The organism is Micromonospora sp. NPDC048169 (assembly GCF_040652815.1).
In the GTDB taxonomy this organism is placed as follows: Bacteria; Actinomycetota; Actinomycetes; order Mycobacteriales; family Micromonosporaceae; genus Micromonospora.
In genome coordinates this window covers 67016-81436 of sequence record NZ_JBEZMS010000015.1, presented here as the reverse complement: position 1 = coordinate 81436, position 14421 = coordinate 67016, and the positions used below count along the sequence as shown (strand labels likewise).

Genomic DNA, 14421 nt, shown 5'->3' with positions numbered 1-14421 from the left:
GCCCGGGACAGCGCATCCCGGCGTGGGTCGCGTCACGGTCCGCCGGTTTATGAGTTCTTCTCATTTCCGAATCGGAAATGTCATAGCTTGACCCCGTGAGCAGTCGTTCCCTTGCTTCCGCAGGCCGTCTCGTTCCCCTACTCCGCGCCGGGCTGATCGCCGGCATCGTGGTCGCCGCCGCCCTCTATCCGCTGGTCGCCGTCACCGGCCTCGGGGCCAAGGCCACCGCGCACGCGGTGGAACAGAAGACGAACATCCTCAAGACCGCGTTGCCGGCCGAGACCTCGTACGTCTACGCGCCGGACGGCAAGACGGTGCTGACCATGTTCTACGAGGAGTACCGGCAGTACACCAAGATCGAGAACATGTCGCCGAACGTCCAGCAGGCGATCGTCGCCGCCGAGGACAACCGCTTCTACCAGCACCACGGCGTCGACCCGAAGGGCGTGGCGCGTGCCTTCGTCTCCAACGCCCAGTCCGGCGGCGTGTCCCAGGGCGCGTCGACGATCACCATGCAGTACGTGCGGATGGCGCTGCGGGACAGCGCGACCACGCCCAAGGAGGTCCAGGAGGCCACCCAGCAGACCAGCCTGCGCAAGGTCAAGGAGATGCGCATGGCGCTGGACATCGAGAAGCAACTGAGCAAGGAACAGATCCTGGAGCGCTACCTCAACTCGGCCTACTTCGGCCACCGCGCGTACGGGATCTACGCCGCCTCGCAGATCTTCTTCTCCAAGACCCCTGCGACGCTCAGCCCGGTCGAGGCGGCCACGCTGGCCGGGCTGGTGAAATCGCCGTCGGAGTACGACCCGATCACCTCCGACCAGAAGGACGCCACCGGCCGGCGCAACTACGTGCTGGACAACATGGCCCGCCTCGGCTACCTGTCGCCGGACGCCGCAGCCGAGGCCAAGAGCCAGCCGATCAAGCTGAAGCTGACCGACCCGCCGAACGACTGCGCCGCGATCGACGGCGGCCACCGCAGCTGGGGCTTCTACTGCGACTACCTCAAGAACTGGTGGAGCGCCCAGCCCGCGTTCGGCGAGAACCGGCTGGAACGGATGGACAAGCTGCGTCGCGGCGGCTACCGGATCGTGCTCGCGCTCGACCCGAAGACGCAGGAGGCGGCGGAGAAGAACGTCGGCGCCAAGGACAACACCGGCAGCCCGTTCGCCAACGGGATCGTGGTCGCCGAGCCCGGCACCGGGCGGATCAAGGCGATGGCGGTGAACCGGAACTACTCGCTCGACCTGGCCGAGAACCCGAACAGCTCGAACCCGGAGGCCGGGCCGAAGGTCAAGGCGAACTATCCGAACACGGTGGCGCCGCTGCTCGGCGGCGGGACGCTCCCGGGCTACCAGGCCGGTTCGACGTTCAAGATGTTCCCGATGCTCGCCGCGCTCAACGCGGGAATGCCGCTGTCCACCGCGTACGACTCGCCGTACACGTACAAGTCGGCCGTCTACGACGGGTGGGCGCCGTCGAACGCCAGCGGCGCGATGACCGGGCGGCAGACCATGTGGTCCGGCTTCGGCAAGTCGGTGAACACGTACTTCGTCCAGCTGGAGGAGAAGATCGGCGCGGACGCCGGGGTGCGCCTGGCCGAGCAACTGGGGCTGCGCTGGCGTACCGACGTGGACAAGGAGCAGGCGTCGCCGGGCAAGGCGAAGAAGTGGGGCGCGTTCACGCTCGGCGTCTCCGACGCCACCCCGCTGGAGATGGCGAACGCGTACGCGGCCATCGCCGCCGACGGGCGCTACTGCGAGGCCATCCCGGTCAACGCGATCATGAACCGGGACGGCACTCCGGCCACGTACACCACGCCGGGCGGGGTGCAGCGGGAGGTGGCCAAACCGCGATGCCGGCAGGTGGTGAACGCCGACGCGGCCCGGGCCGCCACCGACGCGGCCCGGTGCCCGACCGGCGACACCCCGGCCAAGGGGAGCTGCGGCGGCTGGTCGACGGCCGACAGCGTGCGGGGTACGGTCGGCCGCCCGGTCGCCGGCAAGACGGGTACGACGGACAGCACCCGGTCGGCGTGGTTCGTCGGCTACACGCCGGAGCTGGCGGCGGCGAGCTTCATCGCCGACCCGGACAATCCGTTCAACGCGGTGGGCGACGGGCAGTCCCAGATCCCGGTGAACGCGGTGGCGCAGACCCTGAGGGACTCCCTCAAGGGCCAGCCCACCCGCCAGTTCACCCCACCCTCAGACCAGATAGTCGGCTGACCCACCCCGTCCCGCCCCACCACCCAGTTCCGCCCGGGGGTGCGCCCGGGTAGTTGATCAAGGAGTTTGCGTCAGGGATCGCGCGATCCGCCGACGCGAACTCCTTGATCGACGTTGCGAAGGATGGCGGCGAGGCTCAGCGGAGGTCGGCCGCCACGAAGGACCAGAGCTCCAGGTCCACCCGGGCGCCACGGACGAAGCCGGCGTTGCGCAGCAGGCCCTCGTAGCTGAACCCGGCCTTCTCGGCGACCCGCCGGGACGCCACGTTGCCGGCCGCCACCCGCAGCTCCACCCGCTGGAACCCGTGCTCCAGGATCAGCGCGACGGCCACCGCGTCCACCGCCTCGACCGCCAGGCCGTAGCCCCGGGCATGCGGCGCGATCGCGTACGACAGCTCGGTGAGCCGGGCACCCCAGTCGGTACGCCGGGCCCAGAGCGAGCCGACCACCCGCTGGTCCTCCCGGCGGACCACCGCCCAGTGGTCGCCGTCGCCGCTGTCCCGCCGCTGCCGGGCCAGCTCGGTGCACCACGCCTGCCCGTCGATCTGCCCGGACGCCTCGGCCAGCGGCAGCCAGCGCTGCGTCTGCCGGTCGGCGAACACCTCGTCGACCGCCTCCGCGTCCGCGGCGGTCAGGTGCCGCACCTCGATGCGCGGGGTGGAGACGGTCAGCGCCGGGAAGCGGCGTACCGCCACCTGTCCGATCACGCCGACGCCCCCGCCGGGGCCAGCGCGGCGGCCACCAGCCGGGCCGCGATGCCCGGATGCGCGGCCCAGTGCGGCACGAGCTGCGAGGCGTGCACCGCCTGCCGGACGAAGCCCTCCGGGTTGCCGCCCTCCCAGCGCCACGCCGGCCGGTCACCGGCGCGCGGGGTCAGCACGGCGGCGTGCTGCTTGTGCCCGGTCACCGTCGTACCGGCCGCCGCCACCACGCTGTCGGTGACCGCGGTGGCCGTGCGGTAGCCGACCACCAGGCCGTCCCGGACCGTGCCGACCGCGTCGAGCACCCCACACATGGGCAGGCCGTCCAGCTCCCGGGCCAGCCAGAGCAGACCGGCCCCCTCGGCGATCACCGGACGGCCGGAGCGGGCCAGCTCGGCCACCGCGATGCAGAGGCGGCGGTTGGCGGAGAGCTGATCCGCGTACGTCTCGGGCAGCCCGCCGCCGGCGACGAGCGCGCGGGCCCCGGCGGGCAGCGCCTCGTCGCGCAACGGATCGAACGTGACCACCTCGGCTCCGGCGGCGCGCAGCAGCTCGGCGGTCTCGGGGTGGCTGTAGGCGCCGGCCGGTCCGCCGGCCAGCGCCACCACCGGGCGCTCCCCCGGCACCGACGGGCCGTCGGCCGGCTCCGGCGACCACGGCTCGACGGTGAGCGCGGGGGCGGAGCGGGCCAGCGCCAGCAGCCGGTCGAGGTCGACTGTCGCGGCCACCGCCTCACCGAGGCGGCGTACGCCGCGTTCGGCCTCGGCGTCGGCGCGCACCACCGGCCCGGTGCCGTACCGGCGGGCGGGCAGCACCGGGGGCAGTTCGTGCCGGCGCAACGCCCCGTAGACCGGGACGCCCACGTCGTCGAGCGCCTCGCGCAGCAGCGCCTCGTGCCGGGGCGAGGCCACCCGGTTGAGGATCACGCCGCCCAGCCACAGCTCGTCGTCGTACGCCCGGAAGCCGTGCACCAGCGCGGCCACCGACTGCCCCATCGCGGCCACGTCCACCACCAGCACCACCGGGCTGCGCAGCGCGGTGGCGACGGCCGCCGTCGACTCGCTCTCCGGCCGCCCGGCGACCGAGTCGTAGAGGCCCATCGTGCCCTGCACCAGCGCGAACTCGGTGTCGGCGGCGCCGTACGCGAACAGGGGCGCGACCCGCTCCGGGCCGACCAGTCGCGGGTCCAGCGTGCGCCCGGCGCGGCCGGCGGCGAGCCCCAGGTACGCCGCGTCCACCTGGTCCGGCCCGACCTTGAACCCGGCCACCGGAAGCCCCCGGTCGGTGAGCGCCGCGAGCAGGCCGAGGGAGACGGCGCCGGTGCCGTGCCCCGAGGAGGGCGCACTCAGCACGACGCGCGGCACGTCGGTCATCATCGACTCCTGATGTGGGTGGTTTCCGCCCGCGTGACCATACCCGTCCGCTCCCGCGCGCGAGAGCCGCGCACACCACCCTTTCTCCCTGGCTGCGGCGAGTGGCTCCGCTCATACGGGTAGCCTTGGCCAACGTGTACCGGTTCCTGCTGACCCCGCGCTGGCTCGGCTACCTCGCGCTCACGCTCGTCGCCGCGACGGTGATGGTGTTCCTGGGCAACTGGCAGCTCGACCGCTACCGGGGCCGGACGGCGGTCAACGAGCGCATCGACGCCGGGGCCACCATGACGCCCGCGCCGTTGCGCGACGCGCTCCCCGCGCCCAGCGGCGGCGCCGGTGACGTCGGTCCCGCCCCGTCGGAGCAGGTCACCTGGAGCCGGGTCACCGCCACCGGCCGGTACGACAGCGCGAACGTCGTCCTGATCCGCGGCCGGACCGTCGACCGGACGGTCGGCTTCGAGGTGCTCACCCCGCTGGTGCTGGCCGACGGCAGCGCGGTCCTCGTCGACCGCGGCTGGATCCCGCCCGCCCCGGGCGCCGCGGCGACCGTCCAGCCACAGGTGCCGGCGGCGCCGACCGGCGAGGTGACGGTGACCGGCCGGGTCGTCGGCAGCGAGAGCGGCGGCGGCGCGGTCGCCCGGCGCGACGGCAAGCTGGAGGCCCGCCGCATCGACATCCCCCGCCTGGCCGAACAGCTTCCCTACCCGGTGAGCGGCGGCTACGTGCTGCTCGACGGGCAGACTCCGGCCGCCGACCCGGCCTTCCAGGCGGTCCAGATCGGGCACACGAACAACTGGCAGAACTTCGGCTACGTCTGGCAGTGGTGGATCTTCGCGGTGATGAGCCTGTTCGGCTACGGCTGGGTCGCCCGCCGGGAGGCCCGCCGTCTCGCCGGACTGGACAAGCCGGGCGAGCCGGTGGACCGGGCCGCCGAGCCGGCCGCCCCCACCTCCGCCTGACGACGTCCGCCCTCCCGGTGGGCACACCGGACGGCGGGGACGTTGTAAGGTCCGCGGATGATCGTCAATCGTGGGGGTCGCGGTGACCTCTGACTCCACGACGCCCCCGGCCGCCGAGCCGCCCGCGTACGACCCGTGGTCGGCCATGCCGCCGGCCGTCGCGCCGCCCACCGAGCAGTTCCCGGTGGTAGCCGTGCCGGACGCACCTGTCACCCCCGCGCCCACCGCGCAGTTCCCCGCCGCGCCGCAGTTCTCCGCGCCACCCGCACCGTTCTCCGGCCCACCGGCGACCGCGCAGTTCTCCGCGCCGCCGGCCCAGTTCTCGGCGCCGCCGGCCCAGTTCTCGGCGCCACCGGTGCCGCCGGCCGGGGCGGTCGCACCGCACCACGGGCCGTACCCGCCGGGCGGGCCGGTGCCGCCCGCGCAGTCGGCGGTCGCCGTGCAGATCGCCGAGATCGTGGTGACGCCGCCGGTCATCCGTACCCCGGCCGGTGTGCTGCCGCTCGCCGGCGCCTCCTGGTACGTGACCGACTACTGGCAGCGGGAGGAGAAGATCGCTCCCTGGGCGATCGTCGCCGCGATCCTCGGCTTCTTCTGCCTGACCGTGTTCAGCCTCCTGTTCCTGCTGATCAAGGAGACGCGGCACTACGGCACCGTGCAGGTGACGGTGAGCAGCGGCGGTCACCAGTACGTCGCGCGGATCCCGGTGGCCGACCAGTTCCAGGTGCAGCAGATCAACAACCAGGTCAACTACGCCCGGTCGCTGTCGGCCGGCTGAGTCGTCAGCCGGTGACCCGGCCGGCGTGGATGGCGCGGACCGCGTCGATGGTGTCCGCCTCGGCGGCGGTCTTGTCGTCGCGGTAACGCAGCACGCGGGCGAAGCGCAACGCCATGCCGCCCGGGTAGCGGCTGCTGGTCTGCACCCCGTCGAACGCGATCTCGACGACCTGCTCCGGCCGGACCCGCACCACCCAGTCGCCCTTCTCCACGGCGAGCGACAGGAACCGCTCGGTCTGCCAGCGCAACAGCTCGTCGGTGAGGCCCTTGAACGTCTTGCCGAGCATGACGAACTCGCCGGTACGTGGATCGCGTGCGCCCAGGTGCAGGTTGGACAGCCACCCCTCCCGCCGGCCGCTGCCCCACTCGACCGCGAGGACCACCAGGTCGAGCGTGTGTCGCGGCTTCACCTTGACCCAGGCCGAGCCGCGCCGGCCCGCGTCGTAGGGGGCGGCCGGGTCCTTGACCACCACGCCTTCCTGACCGGCGTCGACCGCCGCGGCGAACGCGGTGGCGGCCTGCGCCACGTCGTCCACCTCGACCCGGTCGACGAGCAGCGAGGCGTCGACCGCGCCGGCCAGGGCCGCCCACCGCTCCCGCCCCGGCGCGTCGATCAGGTCGGCCCCGTCGATGTGCAGCAGGTCGAAGAAGTACGGCGTGAGCACCGGCTCGCCGGTGCGCTCGGCGGCGGCCAGCACGGCCGGCGCGACAGGCGCCTGCCCGGTGGTGCTGGGCGTGGTGCGCCGGGCCGCCCGGCTGGACGTCTCCTGGAACGGCAGCGGCCGGCCGGCGGCGTCCAGCCCGATCGCCTCACCGTCGAGCACCAGCTCGCGGGCGGGCAGCGCGCGGACGGCGGCCACCACCTGGGGCAGCCGGCCGGTGACCTCGTCGAGGCTGCGGGTGAAGACGGCGATGTCCGCTCCGGAGCGGTGCACCTGGATGCGGATGCCGTCGAGCTTGACGTCGACCACCGCCGGCACGCCGGTGGCGGTGAGCGCCTCGTCGACAGAGGGGGCGCTCTGCGCGAGCATCGGCGCGAGCGGCCGGCCCACCTGGAGCCCGAACCCGGCCAGCGCGTCGGCGCCGCCGGTGAGCGCCGCGACCGCCACCGCCCGAAGGTCACCGGCGAGCAGCAGGGCCCGCCGGACGGCGGTGAGCGGCACGTCGGCGGCGCGCGCGACCGCGTCGGTCAGCAGCCCGGCCTGCGCGCCCTGGCGCAACTCGCCCCGGAACAGGCCTGTCAGCAGGCGCTGCTCGTCGGCGGTGGCGGCGGCGAAGAGACGGCCGACCAGTTCCCGCCGCCGGGCCTGCGAGCCGGATCCGGCGACGCGGGAGATCTCCTCGATCGCCGCGTCCACGGCGGCGACGGTGAGCGTCGGCTCGGCGGCCGGCGGGGGCAGGTCACGCAGGCCCGCCCAGCCGACACCGGTCTGGCGCTGGCGCAGCTCACCGGCGAGGTAACCGGCGCCGGCCGGGATCTCGCCCGGCTCCAGCCCGCGCAGCGCGGCGGCCAGCAGCTCCACCTTGGCCCGACGGCCGCTGGTGGCGCCGACCGCGGCCGAGGTGGCCGCCAGCTCCGCGAAACGCACGTCCACATCCTGCCAGCCGCCTGTGACATCGGGGCGGATCCGGCGGCCCGGCACACCGCAGGGGTGCGCCGGGCCGCCCGAATCATCGGGCCGCCGAATCGCCGGGCCGCCGAATCGCCGGGCCGCCGGGCCGACGTGTCGCCGGGGCCGATGTGTCGCCGGGCCGGCGGTCAGGCCGAGACGGGTTCCTCGATGCGCAGGCCGCGCCCGCGCACGCCCTCTGCGACCCGGGTGAGCAGCGCGTCGAGCGTGACCAGGGCGGCGGAGAGCTCGCCGATCTGTTCGTTGAGCGTGTCCTCGGACCACGCGGAGACGTCGACGTCCCCCAGAGCACGGACGGCGGCCTGAAGCCGCTCGATCTCGTCGTTCGTACGCATGTTCGAAAGGCTATAACACCCCGCCCGCCGACACACCACAAACTCCGACATCGGCCCCGAAGTTACGGTTTCGACACCTCAGGCGCGGTTTCCGACCTCGGCCACCCGGGCCAGCAGCAGCGCCTCGGCCAGGCAGACCCGGGCGAACTCGCCGAGGTGCAGGCTCTCGTTCGGCCCGTGCGCCCGCGCGTGCGGGTCCTCCACACCGGTCACCAGGATCGCGGCCCGCGGGAACATCTCCTGGAACGTGGCGATGAACGGGATCGACCCGCCCACCCCGATGTCGACCGGGTCGGTGCCGTCCCAGGCCGTGCGGAACGCCGACCGGGCCGCGTCGAACATCGGCCCGGAGGCGTCGATGACGCACGGCGCACCGTCGTGCTCGAACGTCACCGACACCTGTGCGCCCCAGGGCGCGTGCCGCTCCAGGTGCGCGGTCAACGCCGCGTACGCCTTCTTCGGGTCGTCGCCCGGCGCCAGCCGTACGCTCAGCTTCGCCTTCGCGGACGGCACCAGCGCGTTCGGCGCCTCGCCGGTGGACGGCGCGTCCACGCCGAGGATCGCCAGCGCCGGCTTGGTCCAGAGCCGGTCGGTGATCCGGCCGGTGCCGAGCAGCTTGGCGCCTTCTACCAGGCCGGCCTCGGCGCGGAACCGGTCCTCCGGGTAGTCGACGCTGGCGCCCTCGCGGCCGACCAGCCCGTCCACCGCGACGTCGCCGGCCTCGTCGTGCAGCGTGCCGAGCAGCTTCACCAGCGCGGTGAGCGCGTCCGGCACGGCACCGCCGAACATGCCGCTGTGCACCGCGTGGTCGAGCGTGCGCACCTCCACGAAGCAGTTGACGATGCCGCGCAGCGAGGTGGTCAGCGCCGGCACGCCGACGTCCCAGTTGGTGGAGTCGGCGATGACGATGACGTCCGAGGCCAGGTCGTCACGGTGCTCGGCGAGCAGCCGCTCCAGCGAGTCCGAGCCGTACTCCTCCTCGCCCTCGATGAACAGCACCACGCCGACCGGGAGCCGTTCGCCGAACGCGCGCAGCGCGGCGACGTGCGCCATGATGCCGGCCTTGTCGTCGGCGGCGCCCCGGCCGTAGAGGCGGCCGTCGCGCTCCACCGGCTCGAACGGGTCCGACTCCCACAGCGACAGGTCGCCGACCGGCTGCACGTCGTGGTGCGCGTACATGAGCACGGTGGGTGCGCCGGGCGGGGCCGCCTTGGTGCCGATCACCGCGGGCTGGCCGCCGGACCGGACGATCCGCGTGTCGAGGCCGCAGCCGCGCAGCAGCTCCGCCACCGCCTCGGCGGAACGCTCCACGTGCGAGTGGTCGAAGCCCTCGAAGGCGATGCCCGGGATGCGGACGAGTCGCTCGAGGTCGGCGCGGACGCCGGGGAGTTCCCGCTCGACGGCGGCCCGCACCTCGGACTCGGAGAGGATCGGAGTGGTCATGACCGGAATCGTATGCTGGCCTTACCCCGTCACGTCGCCCGAGCCCGATCGCCGACCCACGCGCACGTAGTAGCGGTCCGCGTCGTGCGGCAGGTCCGGGGCACCGTCGACGACCAGGTCCACCGCCGAGGCGGTGCCGTCGGCGGCGAAGTGCGCCCGCTCCCCCGCGTGCCAGCGCCGCAGCTCCGGCAGGATCCGCGCGCCGTCGCGGGCCAGCGCCCGCCGCAACCGCAGTTCGGCCGGCGCGGTGACGAGCACCGACAGCGTCAGCTCGGGGCGTACCACGGCACGGGCGGCACTCACCCCCTCGATGATCAGCACCGGTGCGGCCGGCACCGGCACCACCCGGTCCAGGAAGCGGCGGCGCACCCAGCTGTAGCGGCGGTAGCCGCCCGGCCGCCCCGCCCGCACCGGGCCGAGCACCTGCTCCTCCAGCCGGTTCCAGAACGTGAGCTGGTCGTCCCAGCCGTCGAGCAGGTCGTCGGTGTGCACGAGCGGCGGGCGGGGGGTGCCCGCCCGCTCCGCGAGGGCGTCCGCGAGGCGCGTCGCGAACACGCTCTTGCCCGCGCCGCTCGGCCCGTCGACGGCGACCAGCCGGGTACGCCCCAACCGCGCCGGACCGGCAAGCACCCGGCGGGCCAACCCGGCGTACGCCCCGATCACCGCCACGTTCACCCGACCGACGCTAACGTTCCCCCGTCCGCTGGAACCTGCGACCCGGGCGGACCGTTTCGCCGAGCGGCGGCGCGGGCCGCTGGGCATCATCGGGGGGTGCTCCATGACGTGATGTGTCCGGGCGTCGACGCCCTTCTGGAACAGGCCCGCGCCGGTCTCCGCCGGCTCACTCCGCACGAGACCGTCGAGGCGGTCCGTGGCGGCGCGCTGCTTATCGACACGCGTACCGAGGCGCAGCGCCGCGAGGAGGGTGAGCTGCCCGGCGCGATCGTCATCGACCGCACGGTGCTGGAGTGGCGGCTCGACCCGGCCAGCGCGTGGCGCATCCCGGAGGCCACCGGGTACGACCGCGAGATCATCGTGGTGTGCCGGGAGGGCTACAGCTCCAGCCTGGCCGCCGCCAGCCTCCAGACGCTGGGTCTGCGGCAGGCCACCGACATGGTCGGCGGGGTGCGGGGCTGGCGGGAGGCCGGGCTGCCGATGTCCGACCGCCCGGCCGACGTGCGCTACTGAGCCGTCGCGGCGGCCGCCCTCCGACGCTCTACGCCGGTGGCGCGCCGGGTGGCACGAACGGCAGCCCGGGCGGTGGCCCGGACTCGATCAGCCGCCACAGCGCGTCCGTGTCGAGGTGTTCCTCGACCAGATCGCCGAGCAGATCGAGCGTCCGCTCCCGGGCCGCCGCGAAGGACGTGTCCGGCGCGACCTTGAACCCGGTCCGTCCGGCCGCCTCCGCGACCTCGGTGAGGAACCGGCGGCGGAACGCGTCCGACGAGAAGGCGCCGTGCCAGTGCGTGCCGTACACGGTGCCGAGGCGGGCGCCCTCGCCGGTGCCGTCGGCGTAGCGCAGCAGCGGCGCCAGGCCCGGGTCGGCGGCCGAGACACGGCCGTGGTGGATCTCGTAGCCGTGCACCGGCACGTCTCCGGAGGCGGTGCCCTCGGCCCGGCGTACCGTCTTGCGCGGCTCGAAGGTGATCTCGACGGGCAGCAGCCCGAGGCCGGGCACGCTGCCCCGGCGGCTCTCCACCGGGTCGTGGATCGCCCGGCCCAGCATCTGGAAGCCGCCGCAGATGCCGAGCAGCGGCCGTCCGGCGGCGGCGTGCGTCAGCACCGCGTCGGCCAGGCCGGTCTCCCGCAGCCACTCCAGGTCGGCGACAGTCGACTTGGTGCCGGGGAGCACCACCAGGTCGGCGGCGGCCAGTTCGGCCGGTTCGACGGTGAGGCGTACCCGCACACCAGGCTCCGTGGCGAGGGCCTCGACGTCGGTGGCGTTGCTGATCCGGGGTAGCCGCACCACGGCGACGTCGAGCCAGTCGGTGCCCCGGGGCGCGGGCGGGCGGCCGAGCACGCGCCCGTACGCGAGCGAGTCCTCCGCGTCCAGCCACAGGTCGAGTGCCCAGGGCACCACCCCGTACGCCGGGCGGCCGGTGACCCGGCGCAGCATGTCCAGCCCCGGCTGGAGCAGACCACGGTCGCCGCGGAACTTGTTCACCACGAACCCGGCCACCAGCGCCTGGTCGGCCGCGTCGAGCAACGCGACGGTGCCGAACATCGAGGCGAACACCCCGCCCCGGTCGATGTCGCCGACCACGATCGCGGGCAGCCCGGCCTGCCGCGCCAGCCCCATGTTGACGTAGTCGCCGTCGCGCAGGTTGATCTCGGCGGGGCTGCCCGCGCCCTCGCAGATCACCACGTCGTACTCGGCCCGCAGCTCGGCCAGCGCCGCGTACGCGGTGGTGGCCAGCCGGGCCCGTACCTCCTGGTAGTTGCCGGCGGTGACCGTGCCGACCGCCTCGCCGAGCAGCACCACCTGGCTGGCGTGGTCGCTGCCCGGCTTGAGCAGCACCGGGTTGAAGCGCAGATCGGCGTCGAGCCCGCAGGCTGCGGCCTGCATCGCCTGGGCCCGGCCCAGTTCCCCGCCGCGGCCGTCCGGGCCGACCACCACCGCGGAGTTGTTCGACATGTTCTGCGCCTTGAACGGGGCGACCCGGACACCCCGGCGGCGCAGCCAGCGGCAGATGCCGGCGGTGAGCACGCTCTTGCCGGCGTCGGAGGTGGTGCCGGCGACAAGCAGCCCGCCGCTCACCGCGCGCTCCCCCGGCCTGAGCCACGGGCCGCTCGGGTGACGGCGCCGAGCGCGGCCCGCCCGGCGGCCCCGGCCACCCGGCCGACTGTCACCGGGTAGAGCGCGGCCAGGCCGAGCGCGGCCGCACCCACCGCGCCGGAGATGCGGGCGGCCCGCTTCAGGTGCCGCGCGTCGGGGCGTGGCCCGTCACCGAGGAACGGGCGGGTCTCGGCGCGGCCGAAGTAGACGTTGCGTCCGCCGAGCCGTACGCCGAGCGCGCCCGCCATGGCCGCCTCGCACTGGCCGGCGTTCGGGCTCGGGTGGTCGGCCCGGTCCCGCCGCCACACGTGCCAGGCGGTGGCGAGGTTCCCGTTCGCCACCGGCGCGACGGCCACCGTGAGCAACCCGGTCAGCCGGGACGGCACCAGGTTCAGCGCGTCGTCCAGCCGGGCCGCGGGCGTGCCGAAGCGGGCGTACCGGGGCGAGCGGTGCCCGACCATCGCGTCGAGCGTGTTCGCCGCCCGGTAGCCGAGCAGGCCGGGCAGGCCCGCGACCGCGCCCCAGACCAGCGGGGCGACAACGGCGTCCGAGGTGTTCTCGGCGACCGACTCGACGGTGGCGCGGGCGAGCTCGGGCTCGTCGAGGGTGGACGGGTCACGCCCGCAGAGGTTGCCCAGACGCGCCCGGGCGGCGGGCAGGTCGGCCCGGCCCAGCGCCCGCGCCATCACCCGGGACTCGTGCCGCAGCGTGCGCCCGCCGAGCACCGTCCAGGTGCCGGCGGCCACCAGCGCGGCCCGCGCGATCGGATGGCGCCGGGTCGCCAGCGCGGCGGCGGCGCCGAGCAGGACCGGCCCGCCGACCGCCAGCGCGGTGAACGCGGCGCCGGCCGCCCGGTCGGGGCGGTAGAGCTGCCGCTCCAGCGTGCCGGCCGCGCGGCCGAAGCCGGCCACCGGATGCCACCGTCGGGGGTCACCGAGCAGGGCGTCGAGCGCGTAGCCCGCCACCAGCCCGGTCGCGTTCGCCATGGCGGTCGCCTGCCGCACCCGTCACCACCTCCGGCCGGCCAGCCTAGTCGTACCGCGGGGTGGTGACGCCGCTGTCACCACCCCGCGCCCCCGTCGGACGGAGGGTCAGGCGGGCACCGGGGTACGCCGCCGCCCGCGACGCCCCGGAGCGCTCCCGCCGCCGGCACCGGTCGGCTCGGCCCCATCCGGTCCGGAACCACCCGGCGCGTCGATCTCCAGCGGTGTGACAGCGCCCAGCTCGTCGTCCTCGGCCGTGACCGGACCGTCGTCCGCCACGTCGCCCAGCTCGTCCTCCTCCGCGACCGGGTCGCCCGCCCCCGGGTCGAAGCCGGTGCCCTGCGCGCGCGGCCGGGCACCGAGGGCGGCGGCGCCCGGCAGGCCAGGGCCGACATCGAACGGGTCGGGCTCGCCCACCCGCTCGACCGCATCGGCCGGCCCGGTCCGGCCGCCCCCGTACTCCGGCGGCGGGAAGTCGTCGTCGAAGGGCCGGTCGTCGAACGTGGCGGGGGCCTGCGCGGCCGGCACCGGCTCGGTCGCCTCGCCGTGCACCCGCTGCTCGGCCTCGGCGTCCTCGACCGTGCTGGTGGCGGCGCGGGGCTGGTTGCGCAGGAAGCGGGCCCGGCCGCGGGACAGGTCGTGCCCGACCGCGACCGCCTCCAGCTCGTAGAGCGTGCGGTGGGTGCCGGACTCGTCGGTCCAGTCCCGGGTGTAGAGGCGGCCGGCGACGATCACCGGATCACCCACCGCCACCGAGGCGGCCACTCCCTCGGCGAGGCGGCGCCAGCAGTTGACGCGTACCCGAAGGCTGTTGCCGTCGACCCAGCGGCCGCTGTCGCGGTCGAGCCGGCGGGCGGTCGAGGCGACCTTGAAGTTGGCCACCAGCGTTCCGCTCTGCGTGGTACGGCGCCACTCCGGCGCGGTGAGCACGTTGCCGACGATCGTCACGTACGTATCGAACATCGCCCCTCCCAGGGATCGGCTTGTCCCGGTGAGCGTCGGCCGGATGCCCCGCCCGGACCATCCGCCGGCCCGGACCTGTGGATGACGGGCGGCCCTGTGGACAACCACCTGATCAAGGTCCCGATCTGCTAGGCCGACCGGCCCTACGGGCCTGACCTGCGGCGATGCATGATCGAGAGGAGCCGGCAGGCAGGCGTTCCGGAATCAGGCCGGTTGGGTATGTCTGTGATCAACCGAGAGAAAGGGAGCTCCG

General features: G+C 74.5%; 11 protein-coding genes and 2 pseudogenes. 4 read left to right on the top strand and 9 right to left on the bottom strand.

The window, feature by feature from the left end:
* Window positions 1–95 precede the first annotated feature (95 nt).
* The gene (locus tag AB0D28_RS15775; RefSeq protein ID WP_357386275.1) at window positions 96–2228 is read left to right on the top strand and encodes a transglycosylase domain-containing protein; all 2133 of its coding nucleotides are present in this window, start codon (window positions 96–98) and stop codon (window positions 2226–2228) included.
* A 136-nt stretch (window positions 2229–2364) separates the two neighbouring features.
* On the opposite strand, the gene AB0D28_RS15770 is transcribed toward AB0D28_RS15775, so the two are convergent.
* Both AB0D28_RS15770 and AB0D28_RS15765 read right to left on the bottom strand, forming a co-directional pair.
* On the bottom strand, window positions 2365–2934 hold the full coding sequence (locus AB0D28_RS15770; protein WP_357386273.1) for a GNAT family protein: 570 nt from the start codon (window positions 2932–2934) through the stop codon (window positions 2365–2367).
* Window positions 2931–4301, bottom strand: a complete 1371-nt coding sequence (locus AB0D28_RS15765) for a cobyrinate a,c-diamide synthase (RefSeq protein WP_357386271.1) — start codon at window positions 4299–4301, stop codon at window positions 2931–2933. The genes AB0D28_RS15770 and AB0D28_RS15765 overlap by 4 nt, the downstream gene beginning before the upstream one ends.
* 134 nt (window positions 4302–4435) lie before the next feature.
* On the opposite strand from AB0D28_RS15765, the gene AB0D28_RS15760 reads away from it, so the two are divergent.
* Together AB0D28_RS15760 and AB0D28_RS15755 are read left to right on the top strand one after the other, a co-directional pair.
* The gene (locus AB0D28_RS15760) at window positions 4436–5260 is read left to right on the top strand and encodes an SURF1 family protein (protein WP_357386269.1); all 825 of its coding nucleotides are present in this window, start codon (window positions 4436–4438) and stop codon (window positions 5258–5260) included.
* 82 nt (window positions 5261–5342) lie between these two features.
* Window positions 5343–6038, top strand: coding sequence for a hypothetical protein (locus tag AB0D28_RS15755; RefSeq protein ID WP_357386267.1), 696 nt, complete (start codon window positions 5343–5345; stop codon window positions 6036–6038).
* A gap of 4 nt (window positions 6039–6042) precedes the next feature.
* Here AB0D28_RS15755 and AB0D28_RS15750 read toward each other — a convergent pair whose 3' ends face one another.
* From AB0D28_RS15750 to AB0D28_RS15735, 4 genes and pseudogenes are all read right to left on the bottom strand, one after another.
* The gene (locus tag AB0D28_RS15750; protein WP_357386265.1) at window positions 6043–7626 is read right to left on the bottom strand and encodes an ATP-dependent DNA ligase; all 1584 of its coding nucleotides are present in this window, start codon (window positions 7624–7626) and stop codon (window positions 6043–6045) included.
* 170 nt (window positions 7627–7796) lie between these two features.
* Entirely contained in the window at window positions 7797–8003 is a 207-nt protein-coding gene (locus tag AB0D28_RS15745) for a hypothetical protein (RefSeq protein WP_192580616.1), read from the bottom strand.
* A 78-nt stretch (window positions 8004–8081) separates the two neighbouring features.
* Window positions 8082–9446 (bottom strand): dipeptidase, encoded by a 1365-nt coding sequence (locus tag AB0D28_RS15740; protein ID WP_357386263.1) that lies wholly within the window; start codon window positions 9444–9446, stop codon window positions 8082–8084.
* Window positions 9424–10298: pseudogene (locus tag AB0D28_RS15735) on the bottom strand (hypothetical protein); the annotation flags it as partial. The gene AB0D28_RS15740 and the pseudogene AB0D28_RS15735, both read right to left, overlap by 23 nt.
* On the opposite strand from AB0D28_RS15735, the gene AB0D28_RS15730 reads away from it, so the two are divergent.
* Window positions 10233–10634: a rhodanese-like domain-containing protein gene (locus tag AB0D28_RS15730; RefSeq protein ID WP_357386378.1), complete on the top strand. Its 402-nt coding sequence runs from the start codon at window positions 10233–10235 to the stop codon at window positions 10632–10634. The pseudogene AB0D28_RS15735 and the gene AB0D28_RS15730 sit on opposite strands and share 66 nt — an antisense overlap.
* On the opposite strand, the pseudogene AB0D28_RS15725 reads toward AB0D28_RS15730, so the two are convergent.
* The 3 genes and pseudogenes from AB0D28_RS15725 to ssb all read right to left on the bottom strand — a co-directional run.
* Window positions 10533–12204: pseudogene (locus AB0D28_RS15725) on the bottom strand (cobyric acid synthase); the annotation flags it as partial. The gene AB0D28_RS15730 and the pseudogene AB0D28_RS15725 sit on opposite strands and share 102 nt — an antisense overlap.
* Window positions 12201–13208 carry a cobalamin biosynthesis protein gene (locus AB0D28_RS15720; protein ID WP_357386376.1) on the bottom strand — a complete coding sequence of 336 codons (1008 nt, stop codon included), beginning with the start codon at window positions 13206–13208 and terminating at the stop codon, window positions 12201–12203. The gene AB0D28_RS15720 and the pseudogene AB0D28_RS15725, both read right to left, overlap by 4 nt.
* A gap of 105 nt (window positions 13209–13313) precedes the next feature.
* On the bottom strand, window positions 13314–14168 hold the full coding sequence (gene ssb, locus AB0D28_RS15715; RefSeq protein ID WP_357386261.1) for a single-stranded DNA-binding protein: 855 nt from the start codon (window positions 14166–14168) through the stop codon (window positions 13314–13316).
* Window positions 14169–14421 lie beyond the last annotated feature (253 nt).